This is a genomic window from Kitasatospora albolonga (genome assembly GCF_039535905.1).
GTDB classification, from domain to species: Bacteria; Actinomycetota; Actinomycetes; order Streptomycetales; family Streptomycetaceae; genus Kitasatospora; species Kitasatospora albolonga.
Genome location: NZ_BAAAYB010000043.1, coordinates 1 through 23,651 on the forward strand (window position 1 = coordinate 1; position 23,651 = coordinate 23,651).

Annotated in this window: 19 protein-coding genes and 1 pseudogene; 13 read left to right on the plus strand and 7 right to left on the minus strand. The window is 72.8% G+C overall.

The features are described from left to right. Nucleotides 1-2,240, plus strand: a 2,240-nt coding sequence (locus ABD946_RS11360) for a CARDB domain-containing protein (RefSeq protein WP_345282581.1), incomplete at its 5' end; no start/stop codon positions are given. 117 nt (nt 2,241-2,357) lie between these two features. After that, nucleotides 2,358-3,371, plus strand: coding sequence for a LacI family DNA-binding transcriptional regulator (locus ABD946_RS11365; protein WP_345282583.1), 1,014 nt, complete (start codon nt 2,358-2,360; stop codon nt 3,369-3,371). Nucleotides 3,372-3,428: 57 nt separating this feature from the next. On the opposite strand, the gene ABD946_RS11370 is transcribed toward ABD946_RS11365, so the two are convergent. After that, entirely contained in the window at nt 3,429-3,884 is a 456-nt protein-coding gene (locus ABD946_RS11370) for a discoidin domain-containing protein (protein ID WP_345282608.1), read from the minus strand. Then, nucleotides 3,876-6,245 (minus strand): annotated as a pseudogene (locus tag ABD946_RS11375) (discoidin domain-containing protein); the annotation flags it as partial. The pseudogene ABD946_RS11375 and the gene ABD946_RS11370, both read right to left, overlap by 9 nt. Nucleotides 6,246-6,436: 191 nt before the next feature. Here ABD946_RS11375 and ABD946_RS11380 point away from each other — a divergent pair. The 3 genes from ABD946_RS11380 (at nt 6,437) to ABD946_RS11390 (ending at nt 9,005) form a co-directional block, all read left to right on the plus strand. After that, nucleotides 6,437-7,171, plus strand: a complete 735-nt coding sequence (locus tag ABD946_RS11380; protein ID WP_345282585.1) for a MerR family transcriptional regulator — start codon at nt 6,437-6,439, stop codon at nt 7,169-7,171. Beyond that, nucleotides 7,171-7,872 (plus strand): hypothetical protein, encoded by a 702-nt coding sequence (locus ABD946_RS11385; protein ID WP_345282587.1) that lies wholly within the window; start codon nt 7,171-7,173, stop codon nt 7,870-7,872. Before ABD946_RS11380 ends, ABD946_RS11385 begins: the two co-directional genes overlap by 1 nt. Before the next feature lie 110 nt (nt 7,873-7,982). Continuing rightward, nucleotides 7,983-9,005 (plus strand): YdcF family protein, encoded by a 1,023-nt coding sequence (locus tag ABD946_RS11390; RefSeq protein WP_345282588.1) that lies wholly within the window; start codon nt 7,983-7,985, stop codon nt 9,003-9,005. Nucleotides 9,006-9,038: 33 nt separating this feature from the next. On the opposite strand, the gene ABD946_RS11395 is transcribed toward ABD946_RS11390, so the two are convergent. Together ABD946_RS11395 and ABD946_RS11400 are read right to left on the minus strand one after the other, a co-directional pair. Then, nucleotides 9,039-9,185: a DUF6126 family protein gene (locus ABD946_RS11395; protein ID WP_345282590.1), complete on the minus strand. Its 147-nt coding sequence runs from the start codon at nt 9,183-9,185 to the stop codon at nt 9,039-9,041. A gap of 46 nt (nt 9,186-9,231) precedes the next feature. Continuing rightward, nucleotides 9,232-9,771 (minus strand): DUF6197 family protein, encoded by a 540-nt coding sequence (locus tag ABD946_RS11400; RefSeq protein ID WP_345282592.1) that lies wholly within the window; start codon nt 9,769-9,771, stop codon nt 9,232-9,234. A 140-nt stretch (nt 9,772-9,911) separates the two neighbouring features. On the opposite strand from ABD946_RS11400, the gene ABD946_RS11405 reads away from it, so the two are divergent. Together ABD946_RS11405 and ABD946_RS11410 are read left to right on the plus strand one after the other, a co-directional pair. Next, entirely contained in the window at nt 9,912-10,100 is a 189-nt protein-coding gene (locus ABD946_RS11405) for a hypothetical protein (RefSeq protein WP_345282594.1), read from the plus strand. Between the two features lie 79 nt (nt 10,101-10,179). Then, nucleotides 10,180-10,731 carry a methylated-DNA--[protein]-cysteine S-methyltransferase gene (locus ABD946_RS11410; RefSeq protein ID WP_345282595.1) on the plus strand — a complete coding sequence of 184 codons (552 nt, stop codon included), beginning with the start codon at nt 10,180-10,182 and terminating at the stop codon, nt 10,729-10,731. Nucleotides 10,732-10,753: 22 nt separating this feature from the next. Here ABD946_RS11410 and ABD946_RS11415 read toward each other — a convergent pair whose 3' ends face one another. Then, the gene (locus ABD946_RS11415; protein WP_345282596.1) at nt 10,754-11,833 is read right to left on the minus strand and encodes an ATP-grasp domain-containing protein; all 1,080 of its coding nucleotides are present in this window, start codon (nt 11,831-11,833) and stop codon (nt 10,754-10,756) included. Between the two features lie 461 nt (nt 11,834-12,294). Between ABD946_RS11415 and ABD946_RS11420 the strand changes: the two genes are divergently transcribed. From ABD946_RS11420 to ABD946_RS11430, 3 genes are all read left to right on the plus strand, one after another. Continuing rightward, complete coding sequence (locus ABD946_RS11420; protein WP_345282598.1) at nt 12,295-13,713, plus strand: family 2B encapsulin nanocompartment shell protein; 1,419 nt, start codon at nt 12,295-12,297, stop codon at nt 13,711-13,713. A gap of 72 nt (nt 13,714-13,785) precedes the next feature. After that, nucleotides 13,786-14,877 (plus strand): family 2 encapsulin nanocompartment cargo protein polyprenyl transferase, encoded by a 1,092-nt coding sequence (locus tag ABD946_RS11425; RefSeq protein WP_345282600.1) that lies wholly within the window; start codon nt 13,786-13,788, stop codon nt 14,875-14,877. A 356-nt stretch (nt 14,878-15,233) separates the two neighbouring features. Then, entirely contained in the window at nt 15,234-16,043 is an 810-nt protein-coding gene (locus ABD946_RS11430; protein ID WP_345282602.1) for a DUF1254 domain-containing protein, read from the plus strand. 33 nt (nt 16,044-16,076) lie between these two features. Here the strand turns inward: ABD946_RS11430 and ABD946_RS11435 are convergent, their stop codons facing one another. Beyond that, nucleotides 16,077-17,795 (minus strand): BACON domain-containing protein, encoded by a 1,719-nt coding sequence (locus ABD946_RS11435; RefSeq protein WP_345282604.1) that lies wholly within the window; start codon nt 17,793-17,795, stop codon nt 16,077-16,079. 155 nt (nt 17,796-17,950) lie between these two features. Between ABD946_RS11435 and radA the strand changes: the two genes are divergently transcribed. Beyond that, on the plus strand, nt 17,951-19,483 hold the full coding sequence (gene radA, locus ABD946_RS11440; RefSeq protein WP_345282605.1) for a DNA repair protein RadA: 1,533 nt from the start codon (nt 17,951-17,953) through the stop codon (nt 19,481-19,483). A 185-nt stretch (nt 19,484-19,668) separates the two neighbouring features. After that, nucleotides 19,669-20,727, plus strand: a complete 1,059-nt coding sequence (disA, locus tag ABD946_RS11445) for a DNA integrity scanning diadenylate cyclase DisA (protein WP_345282609.1) — start codon at nt 19,669-19,671, stop codon at nt 20,725-20,727. Between the two features lie 7 nt (nt 20,728-20,734). On the opposite strand, the gene ABD946_RS11450 is transcribed toward disA, so the two are convergent. Then, nucleotides 20,735-21,352, minus strand: a complete 618-nt coding sequence (locus ABD946_RS11450) for a helix-turn-helix domain-containing protein (RefSeq protein WP_345282606.1) — start codon at nt 21,350-21,352, stop codon at nt 20,735-20,737. A 104-nt stretch (nt 21,353-21,456) separates the two neighbouring features. Between ABD946_RS11450 and ABD946_RS11455 the strand changes: the two genes are divergently transcribed. Further along, entirely contained in the window at nt 21,457-22,269 is an 813-nt protein-coding gene (locus ABD946_RS11455; protein WP_345282607.1) for an MFS transporter, read from the plus strand. The last annotated feature ends 1,382 nt before the right edge of the window (nt 22,270-23,651 follow it).

Here is a 23,651-nt window from a genome sequence, read left to right on the forward strand (position 1 = left end):
ACCTCTACCTCGGCTCCACCAAGGTCGGCACCGCTCAGGTCGGCGCGCTGGCCGCCGGTGCCTCCACCACCGTGCAGGTCAACGCCGGGGTGCAGAACGCCGGCAGCTACCAGCTCTCCGCCAAGGTCGACGAGGCCAACGCGGTGATCGAGCGGGACGAGACCAACAACTCCTTCACCGCGGCCGCCCCGCTGGTGGTCAGCCAGGTGGCCAGCTCCGACCTGCTCGCCTCCCCGGTCAGCTGGTCGCCGTCCAACCCGGCGGCCGGAAACGCCGTCAACTTCTCGGTGGCGGTCAAGAACCAGGGCACGGTGGCCTCGGCCGGCGGCGCCCACGCCATCACCCTCACCGTGGCCGACGCGAGCGGCGCGGTGGTGAAGACCCTGACCGGTGCCTACACCGGTGCCATCGCGGCCGGTGCCACCGCGGCCCCGGTGAACCTGGGCAGCTGGACGGCGGGCAACGGCAAGTACACCGTGAAGACGGTGATCGCCGACGACGCCAACGAGCTCCCGGTGAAGCGGGCCAACAACACCGACACCCAGTCCCTCTACGTCGGCCGCGGCGCCAACATGCCGTACGACACCTACGAGGCCGAGGACGGCGTGCTGGCCGGCGGCGCGGCCCTGGTCGGGCCCAACCGGGTGGTCGGCGACCTGGCCGGCGAGGCCAGCGGCCGCCGCGCGGTGACGCTCAACTCCACCGGTGCGTCCGTGGAGTTCACCACCAAGGCGCCCACCAACACCCTGGTCACCCGGTTCTCCATCCCGGACGCGGCCGGCGGCGACGGCATCAACTCCACGCTCAGCGTCTACGTCAACGGGTCCTTCCTGAAGACCATCGACCTGACCTCCAAGTACGCCTGGCTGTACGGCAGCGAGACCGCCCCGGGCAACTCGCCGGGCGCCGGCGGCCCGCGGCACATCTACGACGAGGCCAACGTCCTGCTCGGCACCACCGTCCCGGCGGGCAGCAAGATCAAGCTCCAGAAGGACGCGGGGAACACCTCGCAGTACGCGATCGACTTCGTCAGCCTGGAGCAGGCCACGGCCGTCGCCAACCCGGACCCGGCGAAGTACGCCGTCCCGGCCGGCTTCACCCACCAGGACGTGCAGAACGCCCTGGACAAGGTCCGGATGGACACCACCGGAACGCTGGTCGGCGTCTACCTGCCGGCCGGTGACTACCAGACCGCGAGCAAGTTCCAGGTCTACGGCAAGGCCGTGAAGGTGGTCGGCGCGGGCCCGTGGTTCACCCGCTTCCGGGCGCCGGACACCCAGTCCAACACCGACGTCGGCTTCCGGGCCGAGGCGACCGCCAACGGCTCCTCCTTCACCGGCTTCGCCTACTTCGGCAACTACACCTCGCGGATCGACGGCCCCGGCAAGGTCTTCGACTTCGCCAACGTCGCCAACATGGTGATCGACAACATCTGGGTCGAGCACATGGTCTGCCTCTACTGGGGCGCCAACACCGACAACATGGTCATCAAGAACTCCCGGATCCGCGACACCTTCGCGGACGGGATCAACATGACCAACGGCTCCACCGACAACCTGATCACCAACATCGAGGCCCGGGCCACCGGCGACGACTCCTTCGCGCTGTTCTCCGCGATCGACGCGGGCGGCGCGGACGAGAAGAACAACGTCTTCGAGAACCTGACCTCGATCCTCACCTGGCGGGCGGCCGGCGTCGCGGTCTACGGCGGCTACGCCAACACCTTCCGCAACATCCACATCGCCGACACCCTGGTCTACTCGGGCATCACCATCAGCTCGCTGGACTTCGGGTACCCGATGAACGGCTTCGGCACCGACCCGACCAACCTGCAGAACATCTCCATCGTCCGGGCCGGCGGCCACTTCTGGGGCTCGCAGACCTTCCCGGGCATCTGGGTCTTCTCGGCCTCGAAGGTCTTCCAGGGCATCCGGGTGAGCGACGTGGACATCGTCGACCCGACCTACCACGGCATCATGTTCCAGACCAACTACTCCGGCGGTCAGCCGCAGTTCCCGGTCAAGGACACGGTGTTCAGCAACATCTCGATCACCGGGGCGAAGAAGAGCGGTGACGCCTACGACGCCAAGTCCGGCTTCGGGATCTGGGCCAACGAGGCGGCCGAGGCCGGCCAGGGCCCGGCGGTCGGGTCGGTGGTCTTCAACAACCTGCGGATGAGCGGCAACGCGCAGGACATCAAGAACACCACCTCCACCTTCACCATCACCGTGAACCCGTAACCCCCTCCAGGTCCCATCCCTCCGAGAGCAGCTGCTGCCCCGGGCGCCCCTGACGCGCCCGGGGCAGCAGCGCAAGAAAGCGCAAACGGCTTGCGAAGGACGACGTACACTCCCATCATGACGCGACGACTCGCCCAGGTGGCGCAGAAGGTCGGGGTCAGCGAGGCCACCGTCAGCCGGGTGCTGAACGAGAAGCCCGGCGTCTCGGACGCCACCCGGCAGGCCGTGCTGACCGCACTCGACGTGCTCGGCTACGAGCGTCCCACCCAACTCCGCGGCGAGCGCGCCCGGTTGGTCGGCCTGGTGATGCCCGAGCTGCAGAACCCGATCTTCCCGGCCTTCGCCGAGGCGGTCGGCGGCGCGCTGGCCGGCCAGGGCTTCACCCCCGTGCTCTGCACCCAGACCGCCGGCGGCGTCTCCGAGGCGGACTACGTGGACCTGCTGCTGGCGCAGCAGGTCTCCGGCGTGGTCTTCTTCGGCGGCCTCTACGCCCAGGGCGACGCCCCGCACGACCACTACGACCGCCTCGCCGAGCGCAGCCTGCCCACCGTGCTGCTGAACGCCGCCATCGACGGCCTGGACTTCGCCCGGGTCTCCTGCGACGACGCGGTGGCCGTGGAGCAGTCCATCGGCCACCTCAAGCAGCTCGGCCACCGCAAGCTCGGCCTGGTGCTCGGCCCGGCCGACCACGTGCCGTCCCGGCGCAAGCTGGACGCGGCCCGGGCCGCCGCCGCGAAGGCGGGCCTGGAGCTGCCGGACAGTCAGGTCGAGCGGGCGCTGTTCACCTTGGAGGGCGGCCAGGCGGCCACCACCCGGCTGCTCAAGCAGGGCGTCACCGGCGTGATCTGCGCCTCCGACCCGCTGGCCCTGGGCGCCGTCCGGGCGGCCCGCCGGGCGGGGCTCTCGGTGCCGGACGACCTCTCGGTCATCGGCTACGACGACTCCTCCTTCATGACCTGCACCGACCCGCCGCTGACCACCGTCCGCCAGCCGATCGAGGCGATGGGCCGGGCCGCCGTCGACCTGCTGGTCGGCGAGATCGGCGGTGCGAAGATCACCCACGACGAGCTGCTCTTCGAGCCCGAGCTGGTGGTCCGGGGCTCCACCGCTCCGCCGCGCGAGCGTTCCTGAGCGCAGCACTGAGCCCCCTGCGGTCCGCCGACCGCAGGGGGCTCAGTGCTGCGCGGGTTAGAGGACCGTCAGCTCGGAGAGCTGGGCGGCGGGCCAGGCGGTGTTGGCGGTGAAGGTCAGCCGCAGGTGGCGGGCGGTGGTGGACGGGAAGGTGATCGTCCCGGTCGGGGCGATCGCCACGCTCTGGGCGGCGGCCAGCTGGGTCCAGTTCACGCCGTCGGCCGAGCCCTGCACGGCGACCGTCTCGTTCCGGGCGCCCCAGGTGGGGGGCAGGGCGAGGCGCAGGCCGGTGGTGGCGGTGGTGGAGCAGCGGTCGAGGGTGAAGGTCTGCGGGAAGGCGTTGTTGGCGCTCTCCCAGTAGCTGGCCTGGTTGCCGTCGATCGCGTTGGCGGCGGTGTAGGTCTGGGTGGAGCTGCTCGCGGTGGCGCTCGGCGTGCAGGCGGGCGGCGTCGGGGTGGGGGTCGGGGTCGGCGTGGGGGTCGGCGTGGTGGTCGGGGTCGCACCGGTCAGCACGGTCAGCTCGGAGAGCTGGGCGGCCGGCCAGGCGGTGTTGGCGGTGAAGGTCAGCCGCAGGTAACGGGCGGTGGCCGACGGGAAGGTGACCTCACCCTGAGGGGCGATCACCACGCCGCGCGCGGAGGCGAGTTCGGTCCAGGCGGTGCCGTCCGTGGAGCCCTGGACGGAGACCGTCTCGGTGCGGGACTCCCAGCCGGAGGGCAGGGCGAGGCGGACGCCGGTGACGGCCGAGGCGGTGCACCTGTCCAGGGTGAAGGTCTGCGGGAAGGCGTTGTTGGCGCTCTCCCAGTAGGTCGAGGTGTTGCCGTCGACCGCGTTGGCGGGGCCGTAGTTCTGGTTGGTGCTGCTGGCGGTCGCACCCGGGGTGCAGGCCGGCGGGGTGGTGGGGGAGGGGGACGGCGACGGAGTGGGGGTCGGGGTGGGCGTCGGGGTCGGGGTCGGCGTCGGGTTGGTCCCGTTGGACGGGCGGCCGCCGTAGGTGAACTGCGGGTTCGGCCAGACACCGGTGCAGGTCGAGCCGGTGAGGCCGGAGTTGCCGCCGCCGTCGGTGATCTGGAAACCGGTGCCGACGCAGTTGTGGATCGGGGTGGGCGCCTGCGCGATGTTCCGGGCCGTCACGTTGGTGAACCGCATCGAGGAGTTGGCCTGTGCCTGGACGGCGTAGGTGCCGGCGCCGTCGATGGTGACGTTGGTGAAGCTGATGCCGTTGGAGGGGCCCTCGATGGTCTGGATCGCCTCGTAGGAGCTGTCCAGGATGTCGGTGTCCGAGATGGCGATGGTGGCGCCGGAGATCGGTTCGTTGAGGCCGCTGAACCAGACCGCGCCGACGCCGAAGTTCCAGTTGTAGTCGCTGTTGCCGGTCCGGATCAGGGTGTTGCGGGCGGCGGTGATGGTGCCCGCCACGGCGGTGCCGTTGCCGGAGGTGACGCCGGGGTACCGGTTGGCGATGTGCAGGCCGCCGCCGTTGGAGATGGTGTCGGCCATCACGTTGTCGGAGATGGTCCAGTCCTTGCCGCCGTATGTGACGATGTTGTTGGCCAGGATCGGCAGCACCACGGTGTTGTGGGTGAAGCTGTCGCCGACGTTGGGCACCCGCTCCGGCCAGGAGGCCAGGCCGTCGTCGCCGGTGTTGCGGACGAAGGTGTTGGTGACGCTCGAATTGGTCACGCCGGTGTGGAAGTTGACCCCGTCGGCGGTCTGGTCGAGGATCCGGCTGTTCTTGATGGTGAAGCGGTCCATCGGACCGTCCATCCAGGCGGCCACCTTGGTGTGCTGGATCCACAGGTTGTCGACGGTGGAGTTGCTCATCGCCCCGCCGATGGCGTTCACCTGGTCGTCGTCGATCCGCTCGCGGACGTCGCCGATGATGGCGAAGTCCTTGAGCGTGACGTTCCGGCTCGGACCGTTGGCCTCGTGCGGGCGGACCGCGCCGCCGTAGCCGCCGCCCGGGACGTACTTGCCGTAGATGCCGGCCGCCCGGTTGCGGTTGATCGGGTCGCGCCCGCCGAGCACGGAGTACCAGGGCCCGGCCCCGGCCAGCGTGACGCCGTCCACCACCACGTGGTCGTAGAGGGTGAAGGTGCCGGTCGGGATCCAGACGGTCTTGCCCTGGGCCTGGCCCGCGTTGACGGCGGACTGGAACTTGGCGGTGGAGTCGGTGGCCCCGCTCGGGTCGGCGCCGAAGTCGGCCACCACGTCGAGCGCGCCCGCCGGCTTGGTCTTCGCCGGGCCGACCTGCTCGAAGTCGGCCAGGTCGATGGTGAAGCTGGGCGACTGCGCGGTGGAGGAGACCTGCAGACGGACCTTGGTGCCGGTCGGCAGCAGCGAGCCGAACATGGTCCGGGTCTCGTCGTAGAAGTGGTGCGGGTTGGTGTCGCCGGGGTTGTTGTTGAACGGGTAACCCCCGTAGTACCAGCCGTACTTGGAGGTCACCGGGAGGTCCTTGAGCTTGCTGCCGTTGACCAGCAGGTCGATCGAGGCGTCCCGGCCCCGGCCGTCGGCCGAGTCCGGCAGGGAGTACCGGAAGCTCATCGCGTCGGCGGGTGCGGCGAGGGTGAACTCCACGTACTGGCCAGGCGAGTTGAGCGTCACGGCCTGGCGGCCGGAGGCCTCCGAGGGGAGCGTGCCGTAACGCCGCTCCGGGCCGATCACGGTGCCGTTGGTGGCCGCGAACTCGGCCTCCTGCTCCTTGAACGGGACGGTCGCGCCCCGGCCGGGAACGTCGAGCGGGGAGAGGGTGGGGACGGCGGCCGCGTGCGCGGGGGCCGCGGTGACGGCGAGCAGGGCGCCGGTGGAGAGCGCGGCCGCCGTGAGGACGGCGACCGGCCCGCGAAGGCGGCGGACGGTGGGTGGCTGCATGAGGGGGCCTCGCTGGGTCGTGGGTGGGGGACGACGGCCGAGCGAGGGAGAGACTAGGCGCGACGCTGCATGAAGTCCATGGAAACGTGCAAAATCTCGACAGGTAGGGCGCAAGTCTGTCGGCTGTGGCGTTGTGCGACGCCGGAGCGGCGGATTGACCTTGACGTAGCGGCAAGGTGTGTCATGGAGCCATGCGAATCGGCGAACTGGCCGCCCTGGTCGGGGTCTCCACCCGGACGGTGCGGCACTACCACCACCAGGGCCTGCTGCCCGAGCCCGAGCGGCGGGCCAACGGCTACCGTGAGTACGGCCTGCGGGACGCCGTCGAGCTGGCCCGGGTGCGCCGGCTGGCCGAGCTGGGTCTCTCCCTGGATGAGATCCGGGACGTGCTGGCCGACGACCGGGGGCGCGAACTGCGAGAGGTGCTCGCCGAGTTGGACCGTGACCTGGCCCGACAGCAGCAGGCCATCGCCGACCGCAGGGCCCGGCTGGCCGCCTTGCTGGCCCAGGAGGAGCTGCACCCGGACAGCGCCGTCGACCCGGAGCTCGCCGATGTGCTGGCCGCGCTCCCCGTCGAGGGCTCGCCCTTCGCCGCACTGGACCGCGACGTGTTCGCCCTGGTCCACACCGCCGGCGGGCCCGAGCAGCGGGCCGAACTCCTCGACATGATCCGCCCGTTGGCCGGGAACGCCGACCTGCTCCCGCTCTACCGGCGCCTCGACGCGCTGGCCGGGGCGGCGCCGGACGACCCGGAGGTCGGCCGGCTGGCCGAGGAGCTGGTGGCGCACCTGCCACCGGTGATGGCCGAGCTGATGGCCGGCCGCACCCCGGGCGAGGAGCTGCCGACCGCGCTGGCGGAGGAACTGGCGCCCGCCCAACTGGCCGTGATCCGACGGCTGTTCGCACTCCTGGGAGGAGAGGGCTGATGGACGGTGTCGAGACGGGTACCGGGACCGGGGTCGAGGGGGGTGCGCAGGAGGGCGGGCGGGCCGGTGCGCTGCGCGTGCTGCGCCGGCTGGCCCTGTTCGACCTCCGGGGGATGCAGAGCCTCTGGCTGCTCGCCCGCCGCCGCCGGCACGGCGTCCCGCCGGGCGCCACCGCCGTCCCCTACGAGCGGGAGGAGCGAGGGACGCTGCTGGTCCTGCTCTTCGTGGTGGTGGTCGAGGGCATCGCCACCGAGCTGCTGCTGCGGGGCGTCGGCGCCCCGGAGTGGCTGCGCGGGCTGCTCCTTGTGCTGGACGTCTACGGGGTGCTCGCCGTGGCCGCCATCGGCGCCGCCCGGGTCACCCGCCCGCACGTGGTCTCGGGCACCGACCTGCGGATCCGCTCCGGCGCCTTCTTCGACCTGCGCGTCCCGCTCGCCCTGGTCTCCGCCGTCCGGACCGAACTGAACTTCAACGAGGAGAAGGCGGTGAGCGTGGCCGACGGCCGCTGCGCGGTCTCGGCCGGCTCGCGGACCAACCTGGTGGTCGAGCTCGCGGCCCCGGTGACCGTCACCCGCCCGCTCGGCCGGCCCGCCGAGGCGGACCGGGTCCACTTCTTCGCCGACGACCCGGTGACGGCCGCCGCCGCCCTCCGTGCCCGGCTCGGCCAGGCGGCTCCGACCGCCCGGCCCGCCGGCCGCTGACGCCCTCACCGTGATCTCCGGGCTCCTCGGGGGATCCCGGGCGCCGTCCCGGTGACGGGGTGTCAGGCGGGGTCGCGGGGGCGGCGGGGCCGCCGCCTACGATGGGCGGCATGTACGCCTTCCTCCCGGCCGCGGTCTTCTTCCTGGCCTTCTGCGCCAGCGTCTGGCAGGACCGGAGGCGGTTCCGCAACGCGGTGCTGCTCGGGCTGACCCTGACCAGTCTGACCGCCGCCCTGCTCGCCCAGGCCCGGCACCTGCCGGAGACACCGGCGATGATCGTCTACGCGGCGGTGCTGCTGGTGCCCGCGCTCGGGGTGCTGGTGCTCGGGGCGGCCCTCGTCCTCAACGGCGTCACCGTGATCCGGAAGGAGGGCGCCCGGCCGGCCACCGTGCTCTCGCTGCTGCTCGGGCTGGCCATCTACGGGACGGTCGTCCTGGTGCTGCTGGCCGGACGGCCGGACGCCTCCTCCGGCTACCTGGCCTTCGTGGTCGCGGTGCTGCTGCTCTCGGCCTACCTCTCCTTCCTCTGCCTCTCCTTCCTCGGCTACTCCTGGCTCTACGGCCGGATCCCCGCCCGGGGAGAGCTGGACTTCGTGGTGGTGCTCGGCGCCGGCCTGATCGACGGGGAGCGGGTGCCGCCGCTGCTGGCCGCCCGGCTGCGGCGCGGTCTGGCCGTCCACGACCGGCAGGTGGCGAAGGGGCGGCCGGCCCCGGTGCTGCTCGCCTCCGGCGGGAAGGGCACGGACGAGAAGGTCCCGGAGTCCACCGCGATGGCCCGGTGGCTGGTCGAGAACGGCGCTCCGCCCGAGCGGGTGTGGGAGGAGGACCGCTCGCGGACCACCGAGGAGAACCTGGTCTTCAGTCAGAAGATCATGAGCGAGGCGGTGCCCGGCTACCGCTGCGTGGTGGTGACCAACAACTTCCACGCCTACCGGGCCGCGATGCTGGCCCGCCGGGCCGGGGTCAACGGCCAGGTGCGCGGCGCCCCGACCGCCGGCTACTACCTGCCGAGCGCCACCATCCGCGAGTTCGTCGCGGTGTTCTGGGAGCACAAGGTGGTCAACCTGGTGATCTGCGCGCTGCTGGCCGGCATGGCCCTGGGGGCCTTCCTGCTCGACGCGCTCTACCGGTAGCGGCGCGGGCCCGGGCGGGGCGGGCCCGGACCGTCAGTGCCGGTTGCCCAGGGCGAAGAGCAGGATCACGAACCCGGCGAACAGGTGGGTCCCGGCGATGTAGAAACTGGCCCGCAGCCACATCTGCTTGCGGCGGCTCTTCTCGTCCTGGACGGCGGCGCTGCGCACGGCCTGGCTCATCGCTGGGTGCTCCCTCCGTGGTGGCCGGCCGGTCTGCCGACGCGGCTCAGATACCGAGTGTACGGGCGCGCAGTTCGGCCCTTCCGAGCACGCGGTGGACGTCCGCGAGCCTCGTACCAGGGGAGTCGTTGAACTCGTCGGGCGAGCTGACGCAGTGTCCGTCGGAGTGCAGCACCTCCATCACCTGGACCCGTCCGCGCCGCGCCTCGACCGCCGTGCCGAAGCCGTGCGCGAGCACCGCCGCCTGCGCGCCCAGCAGGCAGACCCGGCCCCGGGCGTCCCACATGGTGCCCTGCACCCAGCCGGCGGTGGTCAGGTAACGGGAGGTCAGGGCGAGGTGGTCGGCGACGCTGACGGGGGTCGGCCGCGCGGTCCTGCGGAGCAGGCGGTCCAGCAGGGTGGGGGCGGGGAGCGGGAAGCCCGTGTGCCAGGGGCGCAGCACGCTGCCGAGCGGGCAGACGCGGGGGACGGCGAGGCGGGCGGGTGCGGGGAGCGAGTGGAGGTAGGCCTCGATCTCGGTGACCAGGGCGGAGCCGTCGGCGGTGAGCATCGGCGGTGGGGTGAGGAGTGGGGCGAGGACCGGCATGCGGCTGCTCCTTATGTACCGATTTGGTGGCCTTTCTCTTGATACCTGAGCGGGTACGGGGAGGCGGCTGCCGACGCGCGGGAAGGGCGTGGGGACCCGGCGTACGGTGGGAGGCGGGGGTCTGCACCGAGGAGGACGCCATGCCCGGTTCCGTCACCATCGGACACACCGATGCACTGGTGATGCTCAGCCACGACGACGCCGCGCGCCTGGCGCGCACCCTGCGGGCGCTCTCCGAGGGCCGGCCGGCGCCTGCCGCGGAGGAAGGGGAGGAGGCACAGGCCCGGTGGTCCCGCCGACTGGCCGACTACCTGGACCGGCACCTCTGACGGAGCCCGGACCTCCGACGGAGCCCGGACCTCTGACGAAGCCGGGACGCGGCGGGATCCGGGCGGGTAGCGTGCGGGCATGTCGATCTCGTGGGTGACCGTCCCGACGCCGCTGCCGAGCGGGCCCGTGCGGCTGGCCGTCACCGACCAGGGGGTGGCGGCGGTCTCGTACCACGGCGACGCGGTGGCGGGGCTGCCCGCCGGACTGCCGGAGTGCGCGGACGAGCAGCGGGTGGCGCTGGTGCGCTCCCGGGTCGACGAGTACTTCGCGGGGAACCGGCGGGACCTGGAGCTGCCGCTGGACTGGCGCTTCGCCACCGGCCCGCACCGGTTGGTGCTGGAGACGCTCAAGCGCGAGGTCCCGTTCGGGAAGACCGTCACCTACGGCGAACTCGCCGCCCGCAGCGGGGCCTTCGAGGAGCTGGACGAGGGCGACTGGGCCGCCGCCCGCACCGTCGGCAAGATGATGGGGGCCAATCCTCTCTGCCTGCTGGTGCCCTGCCACCGGGTGGTGGCCTCGGACGGGATCGGCGGTTTCGGCGGCGGCCAGGTCGGCGTGGAGGTGAAGCGCTGGCTGCTCACCCTGGAGGGCGTGCTCCCGCCGACCCTGGACTGGAGCGGCCCGACCTGACCGGAGGCCGGGCCCGCGGCCGTCAGGCCATCGCCACCAGCCGCGGCACCGGGGCGGCGGTGGCCGCCACGGCGGGAGCGGGAGCGGCTGCGGGCAGCACCGGCTGGACCGAGGAGACCAGCGCGTAGTCGGTGCCCAGCAGGTCCTCGACCAGCGGCAGCACCGGGCTGGCGCCGAGCGCGAGCTGTACGGCGGCCAGCGGCAGGTTGAGCCCGCACAGCCGCAGCTGGTGCAGCCCGCCGGAGGGCCGGGTGTTGATGTCCAGCAGGACCGGCGTGCCGCGGTAGTGGCGGAACTGCACGTTGGAGAGGTACGACAGGCCGAAGGTCTCCACCAGCCGGCGGGCCGGCTCCAGGTAGGCCGGGTCGGTGGTGAAGCCCCGGCGGCGGCCGGTCTTGGTGCGGCCGACGGCGGCCAGCAGGCGGCCGTCCTGGTCGGCCAGGCAGTCCACCGAGACCTCGGGGCCCGCCAGGTAGGGCATCACCAGCAGGTCCACCGAGCCGGGTGCGGCGGCGAGCGCGCCGGCGAGCTGGTCCAGCTGGACGCTGCTGCTCGGCCAACCGTTCAACTGCCGCAGGCTGAACGGCTCCCGGGTGATGGTGCGGAAGCCCTCGCCGCCCGCCCCGCTGGCCGGCTTGAGGCAGGGCTGCTCGCCCAGCTCCTCCAACTCGGCGACGGCGGACAGGAGTTCACCGGCCGTCCGGACGCGGTACCAGGGCGGCACCGGGAGGCCAGCGGCGGCCATCGCGACGTAGCCGTCCACCTTGTCGGCGAAGGTGGCTATGCCCTCGGCGGGCGGGCAGACCAGGGCGGTGCCCAGCGCGGCGAACTCCGCGCGGTGCCGGGCCACCACCTCCTGGTGCAGGCGGGGCAGGAAGACGTCGATCCGGTGCCGGTCGCAGAAGTCCAGCGCGAACTCCAGGTACGCCTCCGGGGTCAGGCCGTCCGGCTCCGGCAGGCCGTGGTCGGCGGCGGCCAGCACCGGGGAGTCGGTGTCCACGTGGGTGGCGAAGACCTCGACCGGGGCGGCCCGGAGCAGGTCGATGAAGAAGACGTTCTCGGCGTAGGTGCGGTTCAGCCAGACGCGGACGGGGGCGCTCACGGAGGTCTCCCGGGGAGAGGGCGCGACAAGAGGGCACGGCGAAGCGGAGGGGTGGGGCAGGAGGGCACGGCAAAGGGAGAGGGCGTCCGCGTGAGGGTGGCCAGAACGGCCATCGGTCGCGCCCTTGTGGTGGCACCTTAGCGCCCCGTTCGAAGCGGGTGAACGGGGGGTGGCAGCCGATCCGTGACGCGCGTCGACCCGGGAGTGGACGGAGGGTCAAAAGCCCTGCCCGGAGGGGGTGCTGGGGTGGGGCGGGAGAGGTTACCGGCAGGTGAAATCTTCCGGGGACGGCGTGGACGGGGGCGCGCGGAGCACAGTGGTGGCGCCGAAGGGGCTCGAACGCCTGAACTGTCATCAGTTCGGGTGAGTGGGCCAGCCGGACTGGACCGTGGGCGTCCGATTGCGCAGCACCATGGGGTGCCACCACGTCCACGTTCGTCGTGCCCGCGGAAGGGTCGCAGATGACCACCGAGATCCAGCAGGGAATCCCCGCCGCGCGCGGGGCGGATCAGGCGCGCTCCAGCCTCGGCACCGAGGCGGCGCGCACCCTCGCCAGCACCACCAAGTCCGCCCCCCAGATGCAGGAGATCACCGACCGCTGGCTGCTCAGGGCGCTGCCCTGGGTGGAGGTCCAGGCCGGGACCTACCGGGTGAACCGGCGGCTGACGTACCTGGCCGGCCGCGGCCGGGTCGCCTTCGAGCAGGCCGGGGCCGCCGTCCGGCTGGTGCCGCCCTCGCTGCGCGAACTCCCGGCACTGCGCGGCTTCCCGGAGGACGGGCCGCTGGCCGAGCTGGCCGACCGCTGCGTGCAGCGCCGGGTCGAGCCCGGCGAGGTGCTGGCCGAGGACGGCCGGCCCGTGACCGAGGTGCTGCTGGTCGCGCACGGCAAGCTGCGGCGGACCGGCACCGGCAGGTACGGCGAGACCACCGCGCTCGGCGGAGCCGCCGACGGCGACCCGGTCGGCGACGAGGCGCTGGCCCAGGACGAGCCGCACTGGCCCTACACGGTGACCGCCACCACGGCCGGCACCGTGCTGGCGCTCCCGCTGGACGCCTTCCGGCAGCTGGCCGAGCGCTCGGCCGGGCTGCGCGAGCAGCTGCGCGCCCACCGCGAGGCGGCGGCCCGGCCGGTCAACAAGCGCGGCGAGGCCGCCATCGAGCTGGCCGCCGGACACTCCGGCGAGCCGGTCATCCCCACCACCTTCGTGGACTACGAACTCCGGCCCCGCGAGTACGAGTTGAGCGTGGCCCAGACGGTGCTGCGGGTGCACACCAGGGTCGCCGACCTCTACAACCAGCCGATGAACCAGACCGAGCACCAGCTCCGCCTCACCATCGAGGCGCTGCGCGAGCGCCAGGAGCACGAGCTGGTCAACAACCCGGAGTTCGGCCTGCTGGCCAACGTGGCGCACGAGCAGCGGATCACCACCCGCTCCGGCCCGCCCACCCCCGACGACATGGACGACCTGCTCAGCCGCCGCCGGGGCACCAGGTTCTACCTGGCCCACCCGAGGGCGATCGCCGCGATCGGCCGCGAGGCCAACCGGCGCGGGCTGTACCCGGCGGCCCGGGAGAAGGACGGCACGCTGCTGACCACCTGGCGCGGGGTGCCGATCCTGCCCTGCGACAAGATCCCGGTCAGCCCGCAGCAGACCACCTCGATCCTGGCCATGCGGGTGGGCGAGAAGGAGCAGGGCGTGATCGGCCTGCGGCAGACCGGGATCCCGGACGAGGTCGAGCCCGGGCTGAACGTGCGCTTCATGGGGATCGGCGAGAAGGCGATCGTCTCCTACCTGGTCAGCACCTACTACTCCGCGGCCGTCCTGGTCCCGGACGCGGTCGGCGTCCTGGAGAACGTCGACGTGGCGCACCGCGGCTAGCCGCCGGCCGCCGGCCGGTGGTCCGGCGGCTCCGTTCGTACGAGGCAACCGACAGAGTTGGGGGAGGGCACGATGGGGATCTTCGCGCTGGAGCGGAACGGGGCGGGGAGCGGGACGGGGAACGGAAGCGCCGGCGGCAGCCAGGAGGGCTCCGAGGCCGCCGAACTGCTGGCCCGCTCCCGGGCGGTGGTGGACCCGGCGCTGCGCGCCGCGATCGGCTCGATGCCGGACTCGATGCGGCTGGTGTCCGGATACCACTTCGGCTGGTGGGAGGCGGACGGCACGCCCTCCGACACCGGCTCGGGCAAGGCGATCCGCCCGGCCCTGGTGCTCGCCGCCCTCCAGGCGGTCGGCGGCACCGACCCGTCGGTCGCCGTCGGAGCGGCCGCCGCGGTGGAGCTGGTGCACAACTTCACCCTGCTGCACGACGACGTGATCGACCGCGACCTGACCAGACGTCACCGGGCCACCGCCTGGCGCGCCTTCGGCATCACCGAGGCGATCCTCGCCGGCGACGCGATGCACTCGCTGGCCCTGCGGGTGCTGGCCGAGGACGGCCACCCGGCCGCCCCGGCGGCGATCCGGCGGCTGGCCGACTGCGTGGTCGAGCTGTGCGCCGGTCAGCAGGCCGACTGCGCCTTCGAGCAGCGCACCGACGTGACGCTCGCCGAGTGCCTGGAGATGGCCGAGGCGAAGACCGGCGCGCTGCTCGGCTGCGCCGGTGCGGTCGGCGCGCTGTACGGCGGGGGCGGTGAGCAGGCGGCCGAGGCGCTGGACGCCTTCGGCCGCGAGATCGGCCTGGCCTTCCAGCTGATCGACGACCTGATCGGCATCTGGGGCGACCCGGCCGTCACCGGCAAGCCGGTCGGCGCCGACCTCGCGGCCCGCAAGAAGTCGCTGCCCGTGGTCTTCGCCCTCGGCTCGGGCACCGAGGCGGGCGCCCGGCTGGCCGAACTCTACGCGGTGGAGCGCGCGTTGACGGAGGAGGAGCTGGCCGAGGCGGCGGACGCGGTGGACCGGGCCGGCGGCCGTGCCTGGGCCCAGGGCGAGTCCTGCGAACGGATGGCCGCCGCCATCGGCCACCTGGCCGACGCGGTGCCCGACCCGTCGGCCGCGGACGACCTGCTCGCCCTCGCCGAACTGGTGACGCGGCGCTCCTTCTGACCCCTGCGGGGGCGCGGGGCTGTGCTGATGTGCGGCTGCGCGGCGTGGGCGCGCGGTTGGTGGTCACCCCGGGGGCGCGGGGCTGTGCTGATGTGCGGCTCCGCCGCGTGGGCGCGCGGTTGGTGGTCACCCCGGGGGCGCGAGGAACTGCGCGCAGCGGAAGAGAGTGACCCGTGTGCCGGGTACGGACAGCCACTTGCAAGTGAAGGTCCGTACCCGGCACACGGGTCGTTTCCTTCCGTCCCGCGCAGTTCCCCGCGCCCCTGGCTTCGCCTCCTGCCGCGCCGAGCCTCGCGTGCCGCCGTGCCAGGGGCGGGTGGGGCGCATAGCATCCGGACCGTACGGTTCATGACGGTATGTCCGGAAGCGGGGAGCGCGGCGGCATGGGCAATCCGGCACTGGTGGACCCCGGGACGGTCCGGCGGACGGCGGCCGAGGCCTGGAGCTGGGGGCACTCCCTGGTGGAGGGCTACCGCCTGCTCTACCCGGAGGTGTTGGACGAGGCCGACCCGGGTCACGTCGGCGGCTTCGGCCGGTTCGGCCGCCACCGTCCGGAGGAGGACGGTGGCCCGTACTCCCGGGCCTGGCTCGACCTGCGGACCGAGCCCTGGGTCCTCGAGCTCCCGGCGGCCGGCCCCGCGGTCTCGGCCACCGTGCAGGAGTTGGACTCCTCGCTGATCGGCACCCTCACCTGCGGCGCCCGCCCCGCCCGCTACCTGATCGCCGCCGCCCCGTCCGACCCGCGGTCCACCGACGGGGCGTCGTACGCCGACGAGCCGTACGAAGGCGTGCTGCGCGCCGACGGGCGGTTGGTCCGGGTCACCGTCCGGGCCGGCGAGCCCTGCGGAGGAGGGGTGCTCCTGCTGCCGCTCAGCGCTCACCACGGCGATCCTCCGGCTGCCCCGCCGGAGCCGGTGTGGCCGGTCTGGCGGGACGAGCTGCTCAGCGGCCCGGACTACTTCGTGCTGCTGGACTTCCTGCTCGGCTTCCTCCCGCTCCCGCCCGATCCGGCGGCCCGCCCGGCCGAGCGCGACCTGCGCCGGAGGCTGGCCGAACTCGGCATCGGCGGAGGGGACTTCGAGCCCGCCGTGCTGCCGGTCGAGCTGCGCGAGGAGATGCTCGCCGGACTCCACGACGGCCACCCGACGGCGCAGCCGCCCGGCTGACGGGCCGGCTGACGGGCCGGCCGTCTCCGCGGCTCAGGCCGGGCCCGGGGTCACCGTCGGCGACGGGGTGTCGGACGGGGAGGGCGTGGGGCTCGGGTCGGCGGATGGAGAGCCGGACGGCGTCGGCGTCGGTGTGGAGGACGGGGTGGGCGTCGCAGTCGGCTCGGCGGTGGGGGTCCCGCCGGGCGTCTGGGTGGGTGTCGGGGAGGACGAGGGGGCCGGGGAACTCGGCTGGGTCGGGACGCCACGGTCGGACGGGCCGCCTTCCAGGGTGACGACGGCTTGGGAGGGGGGCAGGGCGATCCGGGCCCGCCAGGGGTGCTGCGGGGCGAGGTCCTGATCGACCGTCACGGTGAGGGTGATCCGCTGGGAGGGTTCGAGGGTGCCGGAGTCCCGGCTGAGGCGCAGCCACGGGGCGTCGCTCTCGGCCCGCCAGTGCAGGGCGATGGAGCCGGTGTTCACCAGGGTGATCACCGTGCGCTCGCCGAACTCCTGTGCCTCGACGGTCAGTTGCCCGCCGCCCTGCTGGGCCGCCGGGGGTGCCGGGGTGGGCGTCTCCAGGTGCGGCGTGGTGCGGTCGAGCCGTACCGCGTTCCGCGAGGGCACCGGGACGGCGGGCCCGAGCACCGACGGGAGCAACGTTTCTGCGCCCTCCGCCCCGGCCCCGCCCGGGGCCCCGTTTGCGGCGCCGGTGACCGCCCCGGCCAGCGCCAGGCCGGGCTCGGGGGCCGGGCCCCGAGCCGAGGCCGGCTGGGGGGCGTGCGGCGCGGAGCCGGGCGCCGGGGTCTCCACCCGGACCGAGGAGACCGAGCCCGCCGCACCGGAGCCGCCGTCCGCACCGCGGTGCGCGCCCCAGAGCGCCACCACGGGCGCGGTCAGCACCGCCGCCAGCACGCCGGTGGTGACCACCCGCTGACGGACCGCCGGCCCGCGCAGCCGGCGCGGCGCCCGGTGCCGGGGGAAGCCCTGCCGGTCGAAGCGGAGCGTCTCCTCCTCCGGCCCGGCCTGGCGCCGGACCACCAGCCGCTCCCGCAGCACCTCGGGCGCGCGCAGCAGCGGCAGCCCGGGCAGCGCGGCCAGCCCGGAGTCCAGCTCGCCGGAGACCCGCTCGGCGGTGCCCCGGCAGGTCGGGCACTCCACCACGTGCCGCACCAGCTCCCGGCGCAGCGCCGGGCCGAGCACCCACTCCCGCCAGTGCTCCGCCCCGGCCCCGCCCAGCTCGGCCAGCACCGGGCAGCTGCCCACGCCGAGCACCAGCAGCGCCACCCTGGTCCGCCAGACCTCGGCCTCGGCGGCGGCCAGCAGACCGTCCGCCTCCGCTCCCGGCAGCCCGAGCACGGCGGCCACCTCGGCCGGGGCCAGCCGGTGACGGACCGCCAGCTCCAGCGCCTCGCGCTGCTCCGGGGACGTCCCGGCGCCCTCCGGCCAGGCCAGCGAGGCCAGCTCGCGGCGGTGCTCCCGGCTGACCGGGGCACCCCCGGCGGGCGGTGCGCCGCCGTCCTGCCCCTCGGCCATCCGGCGCAGGCAGCAGTGCCGGGCCAGCGAGTACAGCCAGGCGCGGCGCAGCTCGGGCGCGCCCAGCCGGGCGTCGTGACGCAGCGCCAGGTCGCGCACCTCGCGGACGGCGGCCACCGCGGCGTCGTGGTCGCAGAGCACCGAGAGGCAGTAGGTGAACAGCCCGTCGGCGTAGTGGTCGTAGGCTGCGGCCGTCGATCCGGTGCCGGCGGCCTGGGGCGTGGGGGAAGTCGACACCCATCCGACGCTAGGCACCGGCCCGTGCGCCGGTGCGGATTCGGGCTCCTTGTACTTCTTTCGGGTAACAACACCAGCCGCACCGTCACCTCCGCGCACCCCCGTGTCCCGCTGCGCGCCCCCGGCTGTCGGTGGCAGCCGTTACGGTGTGGGCCATGGCTGCCCGTACCAAGACCACCGCCAAGCCGCGCCCGGCCTACCGCTGCACCGAGTGCGGGAACGTGGTGCCCAAGTGGGTCGGCCGCTGCCCGGAGTGCAACGCCTGGGGCACGGTCGAGGAGTACGGCGCGGTCCCGATCCGCACCACGGCGGCCGGGCCGGTCAGCTCGCCGGCCAAGCCGATCGGGCAGATCGACGGGCAGGTGGCGACGGCCCGCTCCACCGGCGTGCCGGAGCTGGACCGCGTGCTCGGCGGCGGCCTGGTGCCCGGCGCGGTGGTCCTGATGGCCGGCGAGCCCGGCGTTGGCAAGTCCACCCTGCTGCTCGACGTGGCGGCCAAGGCGGCCACCGCGCAGCACCGCACGCTCTACGTCACCGGCGAGGAGTCGGCCGGCCAGGTCCGCCTGCGGGCGGACCGGATCAACGCGCTCTCCGACCACCTCTACCTGGCCGCCGAGTCCGACCTCGGCGCGGTGCTCGGCCACATCGACACCGTCAACCCCGGGCTGCTGATCCTGGACTCGGTGCAGACCATCGCCTCCGCCGAGCTGGACGGCGCCCCCGGCGGCCCGGCCCAGGTCCGCGAGGTGGCGAACGCGCTGATCCGGGTCTCCAAGGAGCGCGGCATGGCCACCCTGCTGGTCGGCCACGTCACCAAGGACGGCCAGATCGCCGGCCCGCGCCTGCTGGAGCACCTGGTCGACGTGGTGCTGAGCTTCGAGGGGGACAGGCACGCCCGGCTGCGGCTGATCCGCGGCGTCAAGAACCGCTACGGCGCGACGGACGAGGTGGGCTGCTTCGAGCTGCACGACGAGGGCATCGTCGGCCTGGCCGACCCGTCCGGCCTCTTCCTGACCCGCCGTGACAAGCCGGTGGCGGGCACCTGTCTGACGGTCACCCTGGAGGGCAAGCGCCCGCTGGTGGCCGAGGTCCAGGCGCTGATGGTGGACTCGCAGATCCCCTCCCCGCGCCGGACCACCTCCGGTCTGGAGTCCCCCCGGATCGCGATGATCCTGGCGGTGGTGGAGCGGCACGGCGGGGTGAAGCTCGGCAAGCAGGACATCTACACCGCCACCGTCGGCGGGGTGAAGCTCACCGAGCCCTCGGCCGACCTGGCGATCGCCCTCGCGGTGGCCTCCTCCTCCACCGACACCCCGCTGCCCAACAACCTGGTGGCGATCGGCGAGGTCGGCCTGGCGGGCGAGGTGCGGCGGGTGACGGGCGTTCAGCGGCGGCTCGCCGAGGCCCACCGGCTGGGCTTCACCCACGCCCTGGTCCCGCCGGACCCGGGCAAGGTGCCGCCGGGCATGAAGGTGGTCGAGGTCTCCGACATCGGCGAGGCGCTGCGGGCGATTCCGGGCCGCCGCCGAGCCTCCGCGAAGCCGAAGGCGGACGCCGCCGGGGGCGCCGCGGCCGCTCCGGCCCCGAGGCAGAGCACCCGTCAGACCGCCCGCCAGGCCCCGGTCGCGGCCTACCCCGACGAGCTGATGGAGGGGTGGGAGCCGGTCGACTCGGACGAACTCATCTGACCCAGACCCCGTTATTGCCGCACGCCGTTAGACTTTCCCCTGTTTAATCGGCAGAAGCATCAATGCAGTAATGCAATAACGAGAGACAAGACCGCCGGGCACCAAGCCGAGCGGTCCGGGTCTACCGGAGGAGTCACGTGGCAGCCAGCGACCGGGCGGACAAGTCCTCCCGTGAGGAGGCCCTGCTGCGGGCCTCCCTCAGTGCCATCGCCCCGGGCACGGGACTCCGCGACGGGCTGGAGCGGGTGCTCCGGGCCAACACCGGCGGCCTGATCGTGCTGGGCTTCGACAAGACCGTCGACGCCATCTCCACCGGCGGGTTCGTGCTGGACGTGGAGTTCACCGCCACCCGCCTGCGCGAGCTGTGCAAGCTGGACGGCGCGGTGGTGCTGGACAAGGACATCACCAAGATCGTCCGGGCGGGCGTCCACCTGATGCCGGACTCCACCATCCCCACCGACGAGACCGGCACCCGCCACCGCACCGCCGAGCGGGTCAACCGGCAGACCGGCTACCCGGTGGTCGCGGTCTCGCACTCGATGCGCCTGATCGCCATGTACGTCAACGGCACCCGCCGGGTGCTGGAGGACTCCACCACCGTCCTCTCCCGGGCGAACCAGGCGCTGGCCACCCTGGAGCGCTACAAGCTCCGCCTCGACGAGGTGGCCGGCACCCTCTCCGCCCTGGAGATCGAGGACCTGGTCACCGTCCGGGACGTCACCGCCGTGGCCCAGCGGCTGGAGATGGTCCGCCTGATCGCCGCCGAGATCGCCGGCTACGTGCTGGAGCTCGGCACCGACGGCCGCCTGCTCTCGCTCCAGCTGGACGAGTTGATCGCGGGCGTCGAGCCCGAGCGCGAGCTGGTCGCCCGGGACTACTTCCCGGAGCGGGCCGCCAAGCGCGGCAAGACCGTCACCGACGTGCTGGCCGACCTGGAGGCGCTCACCCACGCGGAGCTGCTCGACCTCCAGACGGTGGCCAAGGCCTTCGGCTACTCCGGCACCCCCGAGTCGCTGGACTCGGCCGTCTCGCCGCGCGGCTACCGCCTGCTGGCCAAGGTCCCGCGCCTGCCGAACACGGTGATCGAGCGCCTGGTCGAGCACTTCGGCGGCCTGCAGAAGCTGCTGGCCGCCTCCATCGACGACCTGCAGACCGTCGAGGGCGTCGGCGAGACCCGGGCCCGCTCGGTCCGCGAGGGGCTCTCCCGGCTCGCAGAATCGTCCATCCTGGAGCGCTACGTCTGACCCGTGGTCAGCCCTCGGGCGCGGGATCGGGCTTGACGGCGTAGTAGAGGCTCATCAGCGTGACCTCGACCGCGTCGGGGTCGGTGCTGTTCCCCTCCGCGATCAGCTCGTCGATGACCGCGCGCAGCCGGTCCCGCATCTCCACCGCCCGCTCCGGGCGCACCCGCAGGCCGACGTGGCTGAACAGGCCCGGTGAGGCGGGCTGCGCCGGGTCGGTGGTGGGCAGGCCGAGCCGCCCGGCCAGGTAGAGCCGCTGGTAGTCCTCCCGGACCAGGTCCAGGGTGGCCAGCATGGCCCGGAGCGCCTCGGGCCGCTCGGCCGAGTCCCCCGCGAACACGCCGGGGGAGATCTTCAGCGACTTCTGGCCGAGCCGGTAGCGGCTCTCGGTGATGCCCGAGACCAGCCGGGTGCCGGCCACCTGGATCAGACCGGTCTGCTCCAGCTGCTTGATGTGCCGGTAGAGCTTGGTCTGCGGTTCGTCCAGTGCGGCCGCGATCTCCTTGACCGTCAGCTCCTGCGGTTCGCGCCGGTACAGCGCGTTCATGATCGCGATCCGGACCGGGTCGGCGAGCGCCTTGAGGGTCGCCACGTCGGTGACCTCACGCTCCGTCAGTTGCTCCACCATGCGGTCATTAACCCATGAGCATCGACCCTTGCGCAAACGGTCACGCCTCTGCAATCGTTCACTCGAACGTGAATGGTGGCCAGTGAGTGAACGGGGTGGATGCGATGACTGCGCTTCAGGTCGAACGCGGGGCGGGGACCGAGCCGGAGCCGGTGGTGCCGCTGCGGCGGAACTGGCGCTTCCAGGCGCTCTGGAGCGGCGCCGCCGCCTCCATGCTCGGCACGATGGTGGCCGACACCGCCTACCCGCTGCTGCTGCTCGCGATGACCGGCTCCCCGACGCTGGCCGGGGCCTTCGGCGCGGTCCAGTTCACCGTCTCGCTGCTGCTCGGCCTGCACGGCGGCGCGCTGGCCGACCGCCGGGACCGGCGGGTGATCCTGATCGTGAGCGACGCCGTCCGGGTGCTCGCCACCCTCAGCGTCCCGGCCGCCCTCTGGCTCGGCCGCCTCACCGTCCCGCACGTCCTGCTGGTGGCCGCCGTGCTCGGCGCCACCGTCGCCTACGCCGGGCCGGTGCGGATGCTCGCGGTCCGCTCGGTGGTGCCGCCGAGCCAGCTGCGCCAGGCCCTCACCCAGGACGAGGTCCGGGTCAACGGCGCCTCGCTGCTCGGACCGCCGTTGGCCGGCCTGCTCCTCGGCCTCGGCCGGGCGGTGCCCTTCGTGGCCACCGCGCTCTCCTCGCTCTACGCCCTGGCCACCGCCTGCCTGGTCCGCTTCGACGGCCGCCCGGGGGGTGCCGGCGGGGAGAAGAGCGGCAGCATGCTGGACGGCCTCCGAGAGCTGGGGCGGAATCGGCTGATGTGCTCGGTGCTCGGCGTCATCGCACTGATCAACCTGGCCGGGTCGACCACCCTGCTGCCGGTCATGGTCCTGCTGCGGGACAACGGCGTGAGAAGAAAACGGGCAACGGCCTGGTGATGGAGGTGAGAGGAGGTCGGGAGGCCTGATCGGACGCACGTGGTGCGGTACGGCAGCCGGGGCAAAGGGGTTCGGGGGAGGTGTAGGGCAGGAGCTTCGATGGTACAGGCGGGGAGGTGGCAGATGGCGTATGGTCTATAAAGTAGATTGGTTGATATCGATGATAGGTAGTTTACTGCCGTTTGAATGTTTGAAAATTTTACCGATGTCGGGTTTGTTTGCTGGTGTTTTCGTTTTGGTGCTCCGCATTGGTGCGCTCTCTATGCATACTGGCTCTGTTGGTGGAGTGCCCGTTCTTGTGTTAATTGGCATATTTCGTGTTGGGGTAAGCTGGCCCGGTTTCCGGTTTCTCGGTTTATCGTCGCATGACTGTACGCATGCCCGTCGTCCTCCGGATCATCACACGGTGTTAACTCACGGGCCGTGATTGCTATTACTTGAGGTTCACTCCTCCCTCTCCGAATCTTGTTGTCTTCTCCGCGCTGGTTGCCAGAGTCAGCACGGAGGTTGACGCGATCCTCCGCGCTGTACGTACACGGCATCGGAGCAGCTTATACTCCCTTTCGACACCATACGCCCCACGCTTGACCCCAGCCCACCCTACGTCGCCCCTGCAAGCACGCCCGGACCGAAAACCCACCGGTCTTGCAGCGGGCCGGGACCAGGCAGAAAACGCGGCCGGACGCAGTGCCGGCGACCAGCTCGGCTCGCCCGCCAGCACGCAGGACGTGGGTGCCGGTTTGGTGCTCACGCGTTGTCCCGAGCAGTACATGACCGGCGCAGCAGGGGTGGTCAGACCCGAGCCAGGTTGGATCATGTGCGATGACGCCGGAGACATCCGGTCGCAAACCAGCCCGATTCCGCGCCCAGCTCTTCGCGTGAGGCCGTACAGCCTGCTGCCGCTCTTCTCCCGCGACGGGAACCCCGGGCGGCCGTACGAAGCGGCACAGGCAGGCGGTGGCCAGGGCGTAGAGAAAACGAGGACAGAGCGCGGTGAGCCACCGAAGGCACCGGCCCGGCCAGAGGACGAGGAGAAGGGCCCTGGGCCAACGCGCGGTCACGAGCAGCGAGGCGCCGTTGGACCCTGGACCTCGGTCCTGCGGTGAGGCTTGGCGGCAGCTGGCTCGGCCCGGCACGACCGAGCGGGACGCGAGGCGATAGCCGCACCGTGCGCCGGCGTAGGCGACGGTGGCGCGCGAGCACACGGCGGACACCAGCAGGTACGCTGCGGGACCGGGTGATGCGGCCGAGCCAGAGGGCCGGCGCGGGACGCTGAGGGAGGACGAGCACCCTGGACGGGCGTGGGGTGGGAGGGGGCGGGCGGGGTGGTGGGGGGGTCGCTCCACGATGCGGATCACCAGCCGGTCCGGCGGTGGCCAGCG